The 16,028-nt window shown below is 65.2% G+C and carries 15 protein-coding genes, 1 other RNA gene and 2 pseudogenes; 10 read left to right on the plus strand and 8 right to left on the minus strand.

What is annotated here, in order from left to right:
* Positions 1-90 precede the first annotated feature (90 nt).
* Positions 91-741, plus strand: coding sequence for a DUF805 domain-containing protein (locus CIT39_RS31445; protein WP_094976429.1), 651 nt, complete (start codon positions 91-93; stop codon positions 739-741).
* Positions 738-1,904 (plus strand): succinyl-diaminopimelate desuccinylase, encoded by a 1,167-nt coding sequence (gene dapE / locus CIT39_RS31450; protein ID WP_094976428.1) that lies wholly within the window; start codon positions 738-740, stop codon positions 1,902-1,904. The genes CIT39_RS31445 and dapE overlap by 4 nt, the downstream gene beginning before the upstream one ends.
* A gap of 167 nt (positions 1,905-2,071) precedes the next feature.
* Here dapE and truA read toward each other — a convergent pair whose 3' ends face one another.
* The 3 genes from truA to def form a co-directional block, all read right to left on the minus strand.
* Entirely contained in the window at positions 2,072-2,809 is a 738-nt protein-coding gene (truA, locus tag CIT39_RS31455; protein WP_094976427.1) for a tRNA pseudouridine(38-40) synthase TruA, read from the minus strand.
* A gap of 119 nt (positions 2,810-2,928) precedes the next feature.
* Complete coding sequence (fmt, locus tag CIT39_RS31460) at positions 2,929-3,864, minus strand: methionyl-tRNA formyltransferase (protein ID WP_094976426.1); 936 nt, start codon at positions 3,862-3,864, stop codon at positions 2,929-2,931.
* A 139-nt stretch (positions 3,865-4,003) separates the two neighbouring features.
* Positions 4,004-4,528, minus strand: a complete 525-nt coding sequence (def, locus tag CIT39_RS31465) for a peptide deformylase (protein WP_094976425.1) — start codon at positions 4,526-4,528, stop codon at positions 4,004-4,006.
* A 171-nt stretch (positions 4,529-4,699) separates the two neighbouring features.
* Between def and CIT39_RS31470 the strand changes: the two genes are divergently transcribed.
* The 3 genes and pseudogenes from CIT39_RS31470 to CIT39_RS31480 all read left to right on the plus strand — a co-directional run bounded on the left by CIT39_RS31470 (position 4,700) and on the right by CIT39_RS31480 (position 7,857).
* Positions 4,700-5,899, plus strand: a complete 1,200-nt coding sequence (locus CIT39_RS31470; protein WP_094976424.1) for a DNA recombination protein RmuC — start codon at positions 4,700-4,702, stop codon at positions 5,897-5,899.
* A 131-nt stretch (positions 5,900-6,030) separates the two neighbouring features.
* Positions 6,031-6,333: pseudogene (locus CIT39_RS31475) on the plus strand (GIY-YIG nuclease family protein).
* Between the two features lie 160 nt (positions 6,334-6,493).
* A pseudogene (locus CIT39_RS31480) lies at positions 6,494-7,857 on the plus strand (AmpG family muropeptide MFS transporter).
* A 126-nt stretch (positions 7,858-7,983) separates the two neighbouring features.
* On the opposite strand, the gene CIT39_RS31485 reads toward CIT39_RS31480, so the two are convergent.
* The 5 genes from CIT39_RS31485 to ffs form a co-directional block, all read right to left on the minus strand.
* A complete protein-coding gene (locus CIT39_RS31485; protein ID WP_094976422.1) occupies positions 7,984-8,421 on the minus strand; it encodes a hypothetical protein in 438 nt (145 codons plus the stop codon).
* 27 nt (positions 8,422-8,448) lie between these two features.
* On the minus strand, positions 8,449-9,051 hold the full coding sequence (recR, locus tag CIT39_RS31490; RefSeq protein WP_094976421.1) for a recombination mediator RecR: 603 nt from the start codon (positions 9,049-9,051) through the stop codon (positions 8,449-8,451).
* 1 nt (position 9,052) lies between these two features.
* Complete coding sequence (locus tag CIT39_RS31495; RefSeq protein ID WP_092226848.1) at positions 9,053-9,373, minus strand: YbaB/EbfC family nucleoid-associated protein; 321 nt, start codon at positions 9,371-9,373, stop codon at positions 9,053-9,055.
* A gap of 28 nt (positions 9,374-9,401) precedes the next feature.
* On the minus strand, positions 9,402-11,237 hold the full coding sequence (locus CIT39_RS31500; protein WP_094976420.1) for a DNA polymerase III subunit gamma/tau: 1,836 nt from the start codon (positions 11,235-11,237) through the stop codon (positions 9,402-9,404).
* 94 nt (positions 11,238-11,331) lie between these two features.
* Positions 11,332-11,428, minus strand: an RNA gene (ffs, locus tag CIT39_RS31505) — signal recognition particle sRNA small type.
* Between the two features lie 182 nt (positions 11,429-11,610).
* On the opposite strand from ffs, the gene CIT39_RS31510 reads away from it, so the two are divergent.
* From CIT39_RS31510 to CIT39_RS31530, 5 genes are all read left to right on the plus strand, one after another.
* On the plus strand, positions 11,611-12,456 hold the full coding sequence (locus CIT39_RS31510; protein ID WP_094976419.1) for a transporter substrate-binding domain-containing protein: 846 nt from the start codon (positions 11,611-11,613) through the stop codon (positions 12,454-12,456).
* A 190-nt stretch (positions 12,457-12,646) separates the two neighbouring features.
* A complete protein-coding gene (locus tag CIT39_RS31515) occupies positions 12,647-13,309 on the plus strand; it encodes an amino acid ABC transporter permease (protein ID WP_094976418.1) in 663 nt (220 codons plus the stop codon).
* Entirely contained in the window at positions 13,306-14,100 is a 795-nt protein-coding gene (locus tag CIT39_RS31520; protein WP_094976417.1) for an amino acid ABC transporter ATP-binding protein, read from the plus strand. The genes CIT39_RS31515 and CIT39_RS31520 overlap by 4 nt, the downstream gene beginning before the upstream one ends.
* Positions 14,100-14,855: an SDR family NAD(P)-dependent oxidoreductase gene (locus CIT39_RS31525; protein ID WP_094976416.1), complete on the plus strand. Its 756-nt coding sequence runs from the start codon at positions 14,100-14,102 to the stop codon at positions 14,853-14,855. Before CIT39_RS31520 ends, CIT39_RS31525 begins: the two co-directional genes overlap by 1 nt.
* Positions 14,852-15,979 carry a muconate cycloisomerase family protein gene (locus CIT39_RS31530; RefSeq protein WP_094976415.1) on the plus strand — a complete coding sequence of 376 codons (1,128 nt, stop codon included), beginning with the start codon at positions 14,852-14,854 and terminating at the stop codon, positions 15,977-15,979. The genes CIT39_RS31525 and CIT39_RS31530 overlap by 4 nt, the downstream gene beginning before the upstream one ends.
* Positions 15,980-16,028: the final 49 nt, after the last annotated feature.

Below are 16,028 nucleotides of genomic sequence, written 5' to 3' on the forward strand. Positions count from 1 at the left end.
CGGGCATGACGGGTCTGGTGTCCCGTCGAACCCCCTCTCCCTCCATCGCGACCAATCACCGGGCGACCGCTCCCGCCCGGAGCCTTTCGCATGGACTGGACCTGGTATCTCTTCCGCTTCGACGGCCGCATCAACCGCGCCCTGCTGTGGCAGGCGCTGCTGATCGTCGCCATGCTGGCGGGCCTGCTCGGCGTGATCGGTCAGGTCATTCACTTCCTCAATGCCGAAGGATCGTCAAAGCTATCGGTCAAACTCGATTTCGACTTCGGCCTCGACGACCTCTTCAAGCTGGTCGATCCCCGGATTTATCGCTCGCTGGCATCCCTCGGCCACACGGACCTGATCCTGAAGGCATCAGGCCTGTCGCTATTCACATGGATCTTCCTGGCAACGGCCACCAAGCGGCTGCACGACCGCGACAAGAGCGGCTGGTGGATCATTCCATTCTTCTTCGCACCGGGCCTGTTCAGTCAGTTCTCGGATCTGCTGCCTGACTCCCATTGGGCCCTGTCGCTCAGCCTCACCGCTTCGACCCTGTGGCTATGGGGAATCGTCGAGCTGTTCATCGTGCCCGGCACCGCGGGCCACAACCGCTTCGGCCCCGATCCGAGCGCTGACTTCGGCGACGGCTCCGCATCCGTCTCTCCCTCGGCCAAAAGCTGGGACCAGAGCCGCGAGATCGAAATTGTCCCGCCCAGCGCTAGCCCACCCGGCGGCATGCATGTTAAGCGGGGCTCATGACCGATGCTCTCTCCATTGCCCGCGATCTGATCCGCTGCCCCTCGGTAACCCCTGAAGATGCCGGTGCGCTCGGGGTACTCGAAAAGGCCCTCAACGCCGCAGGCTTCATTTGCCACCGCGTGACCTTCAGCGAACCCGGCACCGCCGACGTCGACAATCTCTATGCGCGGATCGGCAGCGAGGGTCCGCACATCACCTTCGCCGGCCATACCGATGTGGTACCGCCCGGTGACGAGAGCGCCTGGAGCGTCGGTGCGTTCTCCGGAGAGGTAAAGGACGGTGTCCTGCATGGCCGCGGCGCGGTCGACATGAAGGGCGGCATCGCCTGTTCGGTCGCAGCTGTCCTGGAGCATCTCGCCGCCAATGGCGGCCAACCGCGCAGCGACGGCAAGGGCTCGATCTCGTTCCTGATCACCGGTGACGAGGAAGACGTATCGATCAACGGCACCATCAAGCTGTTGAAATGGGCCGCCGAGCGCGGCGAGAAATTCGACCATTGCGTGCTGGGCGAGCCTTCCAATGTCGAGACCCTCGGCGATACCATCAAGGTCGGCCGCCGCGGCTCGCAATCCGGCACGCTGTACGTCGATGGCGTGCAGGGCCACGTCGCTTATCCGCATCGCGCGGCGAATCCGGTGCCTGACATTTCCAGGCTGATCGTGGCGATCTCCGACGAGCCGCTCGACCATGGCAGCGCGCAATTCCAGGCCTCCAATCTCGAATTCACCTCGGTCGACGTCGGCAACAAAGCCAACAACGTCATCCCGGGCGAGGCCCGCGCCAGGTTCAACATCCGCTACAACGACAACCACACCCAGGCGTCGTTGCGCGAACTGGTCGAGACGCGGCTGACGAATGCCTGCGGCAACCGCATCAAGGCCCGCATCGTCTGGGAGCCCTCGAACTCCAACGTGTTCGTGACCAAGCCCGGCCCATTCACCGATCTCGCGGTGTCCGCGATCGAGGAGGTGACGGGGCGCAAGCCGGAGCTGTCGACGAGTGGCGGCACGTCGGATGCGCGGTTCATCTCGAGCTATTGCCCGGTGATCGAGTTTGGGCTGGTCGGCCAGACCATGCACCAGGTCGACGAGCGCGTGCCGGTGAAGGATCTGGAGACGTTGACGAAGGTGTATCGGGGGATACTGACGCGGTATTTTGGGTAGGGGCCCTCATCGCCGCCAAACCCGCTGCTGTCATCGTCCGCGAAGGCGGACGATCCAGTATTCCACCGGCGTCAGTGACTGAACCGATAGGTCGCGGCGTACTGGATTCCCCGCCTTCGCGGGGAATGACAGTGGTGGGCCTCGCGAGAGTTTCCCGTCTCCCGTCCCTAATAATCCACCTTCATCAGATACAGCCCGTCCGGCGGGGCGACGATGCCGCACGCTGCGCGGTTGCGCGCCTCTAACGCTGCGGAGAGATCGTCGGCGGTCCAGCGGCCTTCACCGACCCAGACCAAGGAGCCCACCATCGAGCGGACCTGGCTGTGCAGGAACGACCGCGCCGAGGTGACAATGACGATCTCGCGGCCATCGCGCTCGACGTCAAGCTGATCGAGCGTCTTCTCCGGCGATTTGGCCTGGCACTCGGTGTCGCGAAACGTCGTGAAATCGTGCTTGCCGAGCAGACGCTGTGCCGCAGCGTGCATCGCATCGGCATCGAGCTTGCGCGGCACGCGCCAGGCGTGGCCGATGTCGAGCGCGAGATTGGCGCGGGTATTGATGACGCGATAGCGGTAGTGGCGCTTCACCGCCGAGAAGCGCGCCTCGAACGCGTCAGGCACGATCTCGGCCTCGAGCACCGCGATCGGGTGCGGGCGCAGATGCGCATTCAACCCGTCGCGAAACCGGCCCGGTGGAAATGGCTTATTGATGTCGACATGTGCGACCTGGCCGCGCGCGTGCACGCCGGCATCGGTGCGGCCGGCACCGTGCACGCGCAAATCCGCGCCGGTCATCGCCTTCACGGCCGCCTCCAGCGCGCCCTGCACCGAGGGCAGCGTGTCCTGCACCTGCCAGCCGAAGAACGGCGCGCCGTCATATTCGATGGTGAGCTTGTAGCGGGGCATCTCAATCCGGGTGGTGTCATCGCCCGGCTTGACCGGGCGATCCAGTACTCTGAGGCATCTCTATTCAGCCGAGAAGTCTCGGCGTACTGGATACCCCGCCTTCGCGGGGTATGACAGCGTCAGGTGAATTTGGCGCCCGCCTTCAACGGCACGCCGCGCAGAAAGTCCGCGGCCTGCATCCGGCCCTTACCCTCGCGCTGGAGCTCGATGATGCGAATGGCGCCCTCGCCGCAGGCGATGGTGAGCTTGTCATCGAGCACCGCGCCCGGCGCGCCCGAGCCCTTCGCCAATTCACACCGCAGGATTTTGACGCGCGCGTTCTCGCTGACGCCGGCGAGCTCGGCCCATGCACCGGGGAACGGCGACAGACCGTGGATGTGGCGCAGCACGGCGCGCGCCGGCCTGGTCCAGTCGATCCGCGCCTCGGCCTTGTCGATCTTGGCGGCGTAGGTCACGCCATCCTCGCTCTGCCTCTTGAGCTGGAGCCCGCCGCGATCGAGCGCGGCCATCGCGCGCACCATCAGGTCGGCGCCGAGGCGGGAAAGCCGATCATGCAGATCGACCGCCGTCATGTCGTCGGTAATTGCGAGGCGCTCGGCCATCGCGACGTCGCCGGTGTCGAGGCCGACATCCATCTTCATCACCATCACGCCGCTCTCGGCATCGCCTTCCATGATCGCGCGGTTGATGGGGGCGGCGCCGCGCCAGCGCGGCAGCAGCGAGGCGTGGAGATTGTAGCAGCCGAGTTTTGGCGCATCGAGGATCGCCTGCGGCAGGATCATGCCGTAGGCGACGACGACGGCGGCATCTGCATCGAACGCGCTGAACTCGTCGAGCGCTTCCTGGGTTTTCAGCGTCTTCGGCGTCAGCACGGGAATGCCGAGTTTTCGCGCGGCCTCCTCGACCGGCGTCGGCTGCAATTGCAGGCCGCGCCGCCCGCCCGGCTTCGGCGCGCGGGTGTAGACGGCGACGATCTCGTGGCCGTGCGCGACCAGCTCGAGCAGCGTCGGCACGGAGAAATCGGGCGTGCCCATGAAGATGAGGCGGAGGGGCATGTGGCTGCGTTCAGTGAGAGTTCTGGTTCTCCGTCATGCCCGGGCTTGTCCCGGGCATCCACGGTCTTGGCGACGAAGCAAGCAAGGCGTGGATGGCCGGGTCAAGCCCGGCCATGACGACGAGAGGGCCGAGCCCTCCTCATTCCGCGCGCTTGGCGGCTTTCTCGAACTTCTTGATCACGCGGTCGCGCTTGAGCTTCGACAGGTAGTCGACGAACAGCACGCCGTTGAGATGGTCGATCTCGTGCTGGATGCAGGTGGCATAGAGGCCTTCAGCGTCCTCCTCGTGCACCTTGCCGTCGAGATCGGTGAAGCGCACGCGCACCTTCGCAGGGCGCTCGACCTCCTCGTAATATTCGGGGATCGAGAGGCAGCCTTCCTCGTAGACCGACAGTTCCTCGGACGAGGCGATGATCTCGGGGTTGATGAAGACGCGCGGCAGCGGCGTGGTCTCGCCGTTCTCGTCGCGCTTGGCGAGGTCCATGGTAATCAGCCGCAGCGGCTGCGCGACCTGGATCGCGGCGAGCCCAATGCCAGGCGCGTCGTACATGGTCTCGAACATGTCGTCGGCAAGCTTGCGGATCTCGGCCGTGACCTTCTCGATCGGCTTGGAGACCAGACGCAGCTGCCTGTCGGGCAGGATGATGATTTCTCTGAGGGCCATGGCCGCGATTTAAGCCCCGCGCCGGGTGCGGTCAATGTGGCCGGGAACCTCGTTAACCCTTCGCTAACCATAAATTTTCAGGTTTCGTTAACCATAAAAATTAGGGGGCGGTTAACCATAAGCGTTCGCTATTCGTTCGCGGACACCGGCGAATCGGCTAGAACGGTCGGCATGAACGAGATCATTTTCATGCTCGGCGGCTGGCCGGTGCGCACGATCGATGCGCTGATCGGCTTTGGCGCCCTCGTCCTCATCCTCCTGGTGACGATCGCCGTCGTGATCGCCCGTTCGGGCCGGCGCGGCGCGGAACTCGCAATGGCGCACGCGATCCGGGCCGACGAGCTCGAGGAGCGCCTGAGCCAGGTGCTGCACGCCCAGAGCGAATCCTCAGGAAGGGTCGACGCCATGACCCAGACGCTGGCGGGCCGCCAGGCCGAGATGGCGCGGGCGGTCAACGAGCGGCTGGACTCGGTCACCCACCGCGTCGGCCAGTCCATGGAGCATTCGACCCGCAACACCATGGAAAGCCTGCGCGCGCTGCACGAGCGGCTCGGCATCATCGACAGCGCCCACAAGAACCTCACCGATCTCACCACCCAGGTGACGACCCTGCGCGACGTGCTCGCCAACAAGCAGTCGCGCGGCGCCTTCGGCCAGGCGCGGATGGAGGCGATCGTCCAGGACGGTTTGCCGAAAGGTGCCTACGAGTTCCAGTTCACGCTCTCGACCGGCAAGCGGCCGGACTGCGTCGTGTTCCTGCCGGACCAGCGTCCGCTCTGCATCGACGCGAAGTTTCCGCTGGAGGCGATGACGGCGCTGCACGACGCCCGCACCGACGAGGAGAAGCGGATCGCCACCCAGCGGCTGCGCGGCGACGTGATGAAGCATGTCAGCGACATCGCCGAAAAATACCTCATCACCGGCGAGACCCAGGAGATGGCGCTGATGTTCGTGCCGTCGGAATCGGTCTACGCCGAGATCCATGACGGCTTCGACGACGTGATCCAGAAGGCCTATCGCGCCCGGGTGGTGCTGGTGTCACCCTCGCTGCTGATGCTCGCGATCCAGGTGATGCAGCAGATCATGAAGGACGCGCGCATGCGCGACGCCGCCGACCAGATCCAGACCGAAGTCATCAAGCTCGGCGACGATCTGGGACGTCTGCGCGACCGCGTGGTCAAGTTGCAGAAGCATTTTTCCGATGCGAACGAGGACGTCCGCCAGATCCTGATCTCCGCCGACAAGATCGAGAAGCGCGCGGGCCGGATCGAGGAGCTCGATTTCAGCAAGACGGATGCGCCCGAAGGCCCGCAACTGGTGGCGACGGGCCCGGCCGAGCTGTTTCCGCGGAAGCTGCAAGCGGGAGAGTGATTTTGTAATACGCTGTCATGCCCCGCGAAGGCGGGGCATCCAGTACGCCGCGGCGGTCGCGATTAAACCGTGACGCTGGTGTTTACTGATCGTCCGCCTTCGCGGACGATGACGGCGGAGAGAGACGGCAGATGAGCACACGTCACTACTACGTGTACATCCTCGCCAACAAGATTGGCGGCACACTGTATATTGGCGTAACCAATGATCTCATTCGTCGCGTGGCCGAACATAAGTCGAAGGCCATCGAGAGCTTTACAGAATAGTATGATGTCGCAAGGTTAGTCTATTTCGAGCAGTTCGACGATCCCGAGAACGCGATCAAGAGAGAGAAGCGCCTCAAGAAGTGGAACAGGGCGTGGAAGGTCCGTTTGATTGAGAAAGACAATCCAAACTGGGACGACCTTTATCCTGGGATAGCCGGACCTCCGTAACACTGTCGCGCCCCGCGAGGGCGGGGCATCCAGTATGCCGCGGCGGTCGTAATTGAACCGAGACGCTGGTGGTTACTGGATCGTCCGCCTTCGCGGACGATGACGGCGAAGAAGGCCGCTACACCTCCTAGCGGCCTCCAGAATCTGCTAACATCGTCCCATGACCTCACCCGACGCGACCTCCTCCGCCGCGACCGCCGCTCCTGCGACCTCCTGGCGCGACAGTCTTGCCGTGTACCTGCAGCCGCGGGTGCTGATCGTGCTGTTTCTCGGCTTCTCCTCCGGCCTGCCGCTGGCGCTGTCGGGATCGACGTTGCTGGTGTGGATGCGCGAGGCCGGGGTCGATCTGAAGACCATCGGGCTGTTCGCGCTGGTCGGCACGCCCTACACGCTGAAGTTCCTGTGGGCACCGCTGGTGGATGCGCTGCATGTGCCGCTGTTCACCCGCGCGTTCGGACGCCGGCGCGGCTGGCTGGTGTTTTCGCAATTATTGCTGATCATCGCGATCCTGCTGCTGGCGATGACCGACCCGGCACGCTCGCCGTTCTATGTCGCGCTCGGCGCGCTGCTGGTGGCGACGACGTCGTCGACGCAGGACATCGTGGTCGATGCCTTCCGCGTCGAGAGCCTGCCGGAGAGCGAGCAGGCGGCCGGCATGGCCGCTTACGTCGCGGCCTACCGGATCGGCATGCTGGTCTCGACCGCGGGCGCGCTGTTCATCGTCTCGGGCTTCGAGGACACCGGCATACCCGCACGTCGGCGTGGATGTGGGGTTATATGGTGATGGCCGCGATGGTGCTGATCGGCACGATCACCGCGCTGGCCGCGACCGAGCCGGCGCAATCCGCGCAGGCGGAAGCCGCGACACATACCGAGACCGCGTTTGCGCGGGTGTTGAGCGCGGCGATCGGCGCGTTCTCCGAATTCCTGTCGCGCAAGGACGCACTCGCCGCGCTCGCCTTCGTCGTGCTGTTCAAGTTCACCGATGCGTTCTCGGGCACGATGACGGCGCCGTTCGTGATCGACCTCGGCTTCACCCGCAACGATTATGCGGCGATCGTGAAGGGCGTCGGCCTCGCCGCGACCCTGATCGGCGGGTTTGCCGGTGGCTTCGTCGCGCGGCGCTATCCGCTGGCAATGTCGCTCTGGATCGGCGGCGTGGTGCAGGCGCTGGCCAATTTGTCCTTTGCCTGGCTCGCAATGGTCGGCACCAATCAATGGGCGCTGGCGCTCGCGATCTGCGCGGAGAACTTCACCAGCGCCATCGGCACCGTGATCTTCGTGGCTTACCTCTCGGCGCTCTGCCAGAACCCGCTGCACACGGCAACGCAATATGCGTTGCTCACCGCGCTCGCAGCGGTGGGGCGGACTTATCTGTCGTCGAGTGCGGGCTATGTCGCAAGCGCGACCGGCTGGCCGATGTTCTTCGTGATCTGCGTGCTGGTGGCGATCCCGAGCCTGGTGCTGCTGACCTGGCTGCAGCGGCGCGGGCATTTCGAGGCGTTGGGGCCGGTGCGGGTGTGACGGTCTTGTAGGGTGGGGTGGGCAAAGCGAAGCGTGCCCACGACTACGTATTGAACCGAAGCAGGTCGTGGGCACGGCGCGTTGCGCCTTTGCCCACCCTACGGCAGCTCGTCGACGCGCCGCCCCCTACTGCTTCTTGATCAGGCTCCACTTCGTGATCACGGCTTCGCTCATCTGGCCGGGATCGCTGGCGCAGGCGACTTCGTCGACCTTGACCGAGATCGCCTTGCCGACGAACGATTTCAGCTGCGCGGCCTGCGCGTCGCTGGAGGTGACCAGCTGGAAGGTCTCGGGCCCGGTCTCGAGATTGCACAGCCCGTTCGGCGCCGGCAGGCGACGCGGCTCGGAGGTGATCTGGTAGGTCGCAATCCGCTTGCCGGCGTTCTTGACGTCGCGCACTTTCAATGCCGTCAGCTCACCCGACAGCACCTCGCCGGTGTTGATCGGCTTGCCGGGCTTGGACGGCAGCGGCGCTCCATCGTCCTGCTGCGCGGAGATGGCCGGGTTCGCCAGCAGCATCATCGTCGCGGCCAAAGCCAAGCGTGTGGCGAAAAGTTTCGTCATATCGTCCGTTCCGTAAAGTGTGGATGCCTAGAACAGGGTGCGCTGCCGCATCGCAGCCGATAGCGTACCTTCATCGAGATAATCAAGCTCGCCGCCGACGGGAACTCCGTGGGCGAGCCGCGTCACCTTCACATTGGCGTCCTGCAAGAGGTCGGTGATGTAATGCGCCGTGGTCTGGCCGTCGACCGTCGCATTCAGCGCCAGGATAATCTCGTGCACCTGCGCATCATGCGCGCGCGCGACCAGCGCGTCGATGGTCAGATCCTGCGGGCCGACACCATCGAGCGGCGACAATGTCGCGCCCAGCACGTGATAGCGCCCCTGGGTCGCATTGGCGCGCTCCAACGCCCAGAGATCGGCGACGTCGGCGACGACGACGATGATGGCGTCATCGCGTTTCGGATCGGTGCAGACGGTGCAGGGATTCTGCGTATCGATGTTGCCGCAGGTCTTGCAGACCTGGACCTTGTCCAGCGCGACCTGCATGGCCGAAGCCAGCGGCATCATCAGCGCTTCACGCTTCTTGATCAGATGCAGCGCCGCGCGCCGCGCCGAGCGCGGACCGAGGCCCGGCAGCCGCGCGAGAAGCTGCACCAGCCGCTCGATTTCGGGACCTGCAACCGCGCCCATATTACTGGCCGAACAACCCCGGCGGCAGGCCGAGCCCGCCGGTCAGCGACTGCATCTTCTCCTGCATCGCGGTCTCCGCCTTGCGGCGCGCATCACCGAGCGCGGTGACGAGCAGGTCTTCCAGCACTTCGCGCTCTTCCGCCTTCATCAGCGAGGGATCAATCTTGATGCCCTTGACGTCCATCTTCGCGGTCATGCGCACGGCGACGAGGCCGCCGCCGGAGATGCCCTCGACTTCCACGTTGGCCAGAGACTCCTGCATCTCCTGCATCTTGGATTGCAGCTGCGCCGCCTGCTTCATCATGCCGAGAAAATCAGCCATCGGTGCTCGTCCTTGGAAAAAGTTAGGCTCAGAGATCGTCGCCGTCGGAACCGTCGGGCGGATCGTCGCTGCCATAGTCCGCGTTTATATTGGCCTCCGGCGTCTCCGGGGCAAGCCTGCGGACCTCGACAACCTTTGCGCCGGGGAAACGCGACAGCACCTCCCGCACGCGCGGATCGGCCTCGGCGGTCCGCGCATGCTCCTGTTTGGCGGCCTGGTTCACCGCGCGCAGCGTCGGCTGGCCCTGCTCGTTGGACACGACGATGGTCCAGCGACGGCCGGTCCACTGCTCGAACTTCCTCGCAAGCTCCGAGATCATCGACTTGGAGGCGTTGGGCTCGAGCGCGACCTCCAGCCGGCCCTCCTCGAAACGGACGAGGCGCATGTCGCCTTCGAGCGCGCTCTTGGTCATGATGTCGCGCTTCTGCCCGGCCAGCGCGACGAGCTGGGTGAAGCTCGTGATGCGCAGCTGCGGCGCGGCACCTTGCGGATCCGGCGCGGGCGCCACCATCTGCGGCCGGGCGCCACCGCCAAACGCTGATGGCGATGATGTCGGCATGCGAACCGGCGCTGCGGACACGGTCGATGCGGATGCAACCGGCGCGGACGACGCGCTGCTGCGCCCGGCACCGCCGCCGCTCGCGACCGGCGAACCGCCGCTGTTCTGCTCCAGCATCCTGATCGCCTCGTCCGGCGTCGGCAAATCGGCGACATAGGCGATGCGCACCAGCACCATCTCGGCCGCCGCTGCGGGCCGCGTTGCGGCCTGTACCTCGGTGATGCCCTTCAGCAGCATCTGCCACATCCGCGACAGCACGCGCATCGAGATCTTCGAGGCAAAATCCTTCGCGCGCACCCGCTCGGTCTCGCCATAGGCGATGTTGTCGGCAGTCGCGGGCACGATCTTCACGCGGGTGACGAAATTGACGAATTCAGCGAGGTCCGAGAGCACGACGATCGGATCGGCGCCGACATCGTACTGGTCGCGGAACTCCTTGAAGGCGGCCGCGATGTCGCCGCGCGCCAGCGAATCGAACAGGTCGATGACGCGGGTACGGTCGGCGAGCCCCAGCATCTGCCTGACCGCATCGGCCTTCACGGTGCCGGCCGCATGGGCAATGGCCTGGTCGAGCAGCGACAGCGAATCGCGCACCGAGCCTTCGGCGGCGCGCGCGATGATGCCGAGCGCTTCGGGCTCTATTTCGACGCTTTCCTTCGCCGCGATATTGGCGAGGTGCTTCATCAGCACGTCGGCCTCGACGCGGCGGAGATCAAAGCGCTGGCAGCGCGACAGCACCGTGACCGGAACTTTCCGGATCTCGGTCGTCGCGAACACGAATTTGGCGTGCTCCGGCGGCTCCTCCAGCGTCTTCAGGAAGGCGTTGAACGCCGCCGTCGACAGCATGTGGACTTCGTCGATGATGTAGACCTTGTAGCGCGCGCTGGCCGGCGCATAGCGCACGCTGTCATTGATCTGGCGGACGTCGTCGACGCCTGTGTGCGAGGCCGCGTCCATCTCCAGCACGTCCATGTGCCGGCTTTCCATGATCGCCTGGCAATGCACGCCGAGCGTCGGCATGTGGATGGTCGGGCCCGTCACCGAGCCATCCGGCATCTCGTAGTTGAGTGCGCGGGCCAGGATACGCGCGGTGGTGGTCTTGCCGACGCCGCGGACGCCGGTGAGGATCCAGGCCTGCGGAATCCGTCCGGTTTCGAAGGCATTGGAGACGGTGCGGACCACGGCCTCCTGGCCGATCAGATCGTCGAAACTGGAAGGACGGTATTTGCGCGCCAGCACCCGGTAAGGCGCGTTGCCGGCCGGGCCGGCGCTGTCGGGATTTGGAGGGGCGCCAGCGTCGGTCATCGGTCGATCCGCAATGAAATGTCTCTTGGCCGGCTTTGCGGAAAGGAGCGCGCTGGCGGCTGGTGCCGCCGGCGCTGGTTCGCTCGAAAAACAAGTAGGAGACTGACGAGCGACCCGATCCGGACCTCGTTAGGGCTGCTTCCTTCCGGACCTGACCCGGTTGGCGAGTGGCTCGTCCACCGCCAATCTCCCGGTCCCTATTTGGGGCCAAAAGGGGCGGAAAGCAAGCGGCTATCGCCCTTGATCGACGGCGCCTGCCTAGCATCCGGGCAATTCGCGATCTGCCCAGCCGATAGGCTGTGCTTTCACTGAAAGTGCGACCTTGATATGAACCTGCCGGAACCTATCCCAACCAGAAAAGCGATTGATCCCAATGGTTACACGTCGTGATGTTGCATCGATTGTCGGGCTTGGCGCCATGACCGCGGCCGCGCTGGCTTCGCCGGCCGTGGCCCAGACCGCCGATCAGAACGAATCGACCTTCGCCCGCATCCGCCGGACCAAGAAGATGCGGATCGGCGCGGTCGGCGGCGGCGCGCCCTATTACATGAAGGATCTCTCCAGCGGCCAGTGGAAGGGATTCTACATCGACATCGCCAAGGGGCTCGCCGACGACATGGAGGCCGAGCTCGAGATCACCGAGACCACTTGGGGCAATTCGGTGCTCGACCTGCAGGCCAACAAGATCGATATCTTCTTCGGCCTGAACCCGACCCCGAAGCGCGCGCTGGTGGTCGATTTCTCGGTCCCCGTCTTCAACAATGCCTTCGGCATCCTCTGCAAGAAGGACTTCAAGCCGAAGAGCTGGGCCGAGCTGAACTCGCCCGACATCAAGATCGCGGTCGACCAGGGCTCCTCGCACGACCAGGTCGTCAGCCGCCTGACGCCGAAGGCGCAGATCACGCGGCTCAAGACCGCGGACGATGCCACCGCCGCGCTGCAGACCGGCCGCGTCGACGCGCAGTGCCTGATCACCATGCTGTCGCTGACCGTGCTGAAGAAGAACCCCTCGCTCGGCCAGCTCGTGCTGCCGACGCCGATCTTCGCCACGACCTCGAATGCCGGCTTCCGCCGCGAGACCGACAAGACCTGGCGCGACTACGTCAACACCTGGATCGACTTCAACAAGGGCCTCGGCTTCATCCGCAACGCGATCATCACCAACATGGAGCTGGTGGGTGTGACGGAAGCGGACATTCCGCCGGGCGTTTCGCTGTAAGTAAGATCAGTTTGAGCCGGGCTCGATTGAGGCGCACCGCTTCGCCCCCTCTCCCGCTTGCGGGAGAGGGTTGGGGAGAGGGTGTCTCAGCTGGCAAGACTTCCCCAGAGGAAAGAGCCCTCACCCGTATCGCATCTTCGATGCGATACGACCTCTCCCGCAAGCGGGAGAGGTGAGCAAGAAAGCACGCATGTATCAGTGGGACTTCGGCATCCTCTGGAGCTATCGCTGGCTCTTCCTCAACGGGCTTGGCGTCACCGTCGGCTTCACCGTGGTCATCGTGGTGCTCGGGCTGCTGTTCGGCCTGCTCGGGGCGTTCGGCACGCTCTCGCGCTTCAAGGCGTTGCGTGTTCTCGCGCTCACCTTCATCGAGGCGTTCCGCTGCACGCCGATCCTGGTGCAGCTGATCTGGTTCTATTACGCGCTGCCGATCCTCGCCGGCGTCGAGATGACGCCGATCACGGCCTCCGCGCTGGCGCTGTCGCTCTATGGCGGCTCGTTCTATTCGGAGATCATCCGCGGCGGCATCATCTCGATCGACCGCGGCCAGTCCGAAGCCGGCGCCGCGCTCGGCATGACGCCCGGCCAGAGCATGCGGCGCATCGTGCTGCCGCAGGCGATCAAGCGCATGATCCCGGCGCTGATGAACCAGTCGATCATCCAGTTCAAGAACACTTCGCTGGTCTCGGTGTTGGCGGTGCCCGACCTGGTCTATCAAAGCCAGGTCGCCGCCCATGACAGCTACCGGCCGCTGGAGACCTACACCGCCGTCGCGGTCGCCTATGCGGCGATCCTGATTCCGCTCACCATCCTCGTCCGGCGCGGCGAGAAGCGACTGGCGGTCGGCGAATGAGCGACACGTCGAAAATCGAGATCCGCAGCCTTCGCAAGAGCTTTGGCAGCAACGAGGTCCTGAAGAACATCAGCCTCGACGTCGCCAAGGGCGGCGTCGTGGCCTTGATCGGCCCGTCGGGGTCGGGCAAGTCGACACTGCTCCGCTGCATTAATCTTCTGGTGACGCCGGATGGTGGCAGCGTTCGCGTCGGCGATACACGCTTCCAGTTCGGCGAAGGCGCGAAGCTGCCCGACGTAAAGACACTCGCAAGATTCCGCGCCACCACCGGCATGGTGTTTCAGCACTTCAACCTGTTCCCGCACATGACGACGCTGCAGAACGTGATGGAGGGACCGGTCACGGTTCGCCGCATGGCCAGGCCGGACGCCGAGAAGCTCGCGCGCGCGCAGCTCGTCAAGGTTGGGCTTGCCGAGAAGGCGGATCAATATCCGGCGACGCTGTCCGGCGGCCAGAAGCAGCGCGTCGCGATCGCGCGTGCGCTCGCGATGGAGCCGGACGTGATGCTGTTCGACGAGGCCACCTCGGCGCTCGATCCCGAACTCGTCGGCGAGGTGCTCGCCGTCATCCAGCAACTGGCGTCCGAGGGCATGACCATGGTGATCGTGACCCACGAGATCGCGTTCGCCCGCGAGGTCGCCGACCGCCTCATCTTCATGCGCGACGGAATCGTGGTCGAGGAAGGCCCGGCGCGGCAGGTGATCGACAACCCGAGGGAAGCCGCCACACGCGCCTTCCTCAGCCATTTCCACCGCACCGGCGCGCTGCCGCCGGCCACAACGGCATCGTGATGTCCAATATCAATCGCGTCTATATCGTCACCGGTGCCGCCAGCGGCATCGGCCGCGCCGCCGCCAAAGTTCTGGCGGCGCCAGGCGTCGGGCTGCTGCTCCATACGCGCGCCAACGCTGAAGGCCTTCAAGCCACCGCAGCGGATGCCGAAGCGAAAGGCGCCGTGGCGGCAAGCTGCCTTGGCGATCTCGCCGAGGAGAGCGCGGCCACCGACGCCGTCGCCGCCGCGAAAGTCGCCTTCAGCCGGCTCGACGGATTGATCCTGGTCGGCGGCCATGCCCGCCGCGGCAGCGCGATCGGCACGCCGGCGGATCAGTTTCGGCAGGCGATGGACGAGTCCGCGCTGGCCTTCACGCGCATGGTCGCTGCCGCACTTCCGCAGCTGCGCGCAGGGCAAGATGCACGGATCGTCGCCGTGTCCTCCTTCGTCGCGCACGCGATCCGGCCCGAATTCGCGCCCTTCGCCGCGACGGCCGCGAGCCGCGCCGCGCTGGAAGCGTTGGTGCGGCTGACCGCGATCGAGCTCGCGGGCGACGGCATCACCGTCAACGCGGTTGCGCCTGGCCTCATCGTCAAGGACAAACCGAGCGAGAGCCGGCTGTCGCCCGAGCAGATCGCCGCGACCGAGGCGCTGATCCCGATGCGCCGCCGCGGACGGCCGGAGGAAGTCGCCGAGATCATCGCCTTCCTGGCATCGCTGAAGGCGTCCTACGTCACCGGCCAGGTCTGGCACGTCAATGGAGGCCTGACATGACCGAAGCCACCGTCGAACGCCTCAGGCTGTTCTTGATCGAGAGCCCGATCAAGATGGCCCGCCTGCAGGGCGTCGGCAACGTCAAGGGCACGGTGAAGCGCGTTCTGCTCGAGCTCACCTCCAGCGACGGCGTGATCGGCTGGGGCGAGGCGGCACCGTGGGAGGTGTTCACGGGAACGCCGGAAGCGGCGTTCTCCGCGCTCGACATTTATTTAAGGCCAATCGTGCTCGGCAAGCCGGTGCGCCGCATCCGCGCGCTGATGGCCGAGCTCGACCGCGCGCTAGTCGGGCACGCCGAAGCGAAAGTCGCGATCGAAATGGCGCTGCTGGACATCGTCGGCAAATCGTCGGGACTCTCGGTCGCCGACCTGCTCGGCGGCCGGGTGCGCGACACCATTCCCCTCTCCTTCTCGATCGCCGATCCCGATTTCGCCGCCGATCTCGAACGCATGCGGAAAATGGTTCCGGACGGGAACGTGATCTACAAGGTCAAGACCGGCGTGAAGCCGCATCGCGAGGACCTCGAGCATCTCGAGGCGATCCGCAACGAGTTCGGCGACAAGGTCGACCTTCGCGTCGACTACAACCAGGCACTGGCACCGTTCGGTGCCATCAAGATCCTGCGCGATGTCGAGCAGTTCGCGCCGACCTTCATTGAGCAGCCGGTGCCGCGCAAATATCTCGACGTGATGGCGCAGCTCACCGCTGCTCTGGAAACCCCCGTGCTGGCCGACGAAAGCTGCTTCGACCGCCGCGACATGATGGAGGTGGTGCGCCGCGAGGCGGCCGACGCCGTCTCGATCAAGCTGATGAAGGCCGGCGGCCTGTTCGAGGCGCAGGCGATCATGGCCATCGCCGACATCGCCGGCCTGCCCGGCTATGGCGGCACGCTGTGGGAAGGCGGCATTGGCCTTGCCGCCGGCACGCAGCTGATCGCGGCGACGCCGGGCATCTCGCTCGGCTGCGAATTCTACATGCCGCACCACGTGCTGACCGAAGACGTGCTGGAACAGCGCGTCGCCAACCGCGGCGGCCATGTCGTGGTGCCCGATGGACCCGGCCTCGGCATTCGCGTCAGCGAAGCCTCGATCCGCGCCAATGCGCGGGTGCTGGCGGAGGCGTAGTTTCGTCATTCCGGGGCGCGCGCAGCGCGAGCCCGGAATCCATAACCCC

Source organism: Bradyrhizobium symbiodeficiens, assembly GCF_002266465.3.
Lineage (GTDB): Bacteria > Pseudomonadota > Alphaproteobacteria > Rhizobiales > Xanthobacteraceae > Bradyrhizobium > Bradyrhizobium symbiodeficiens.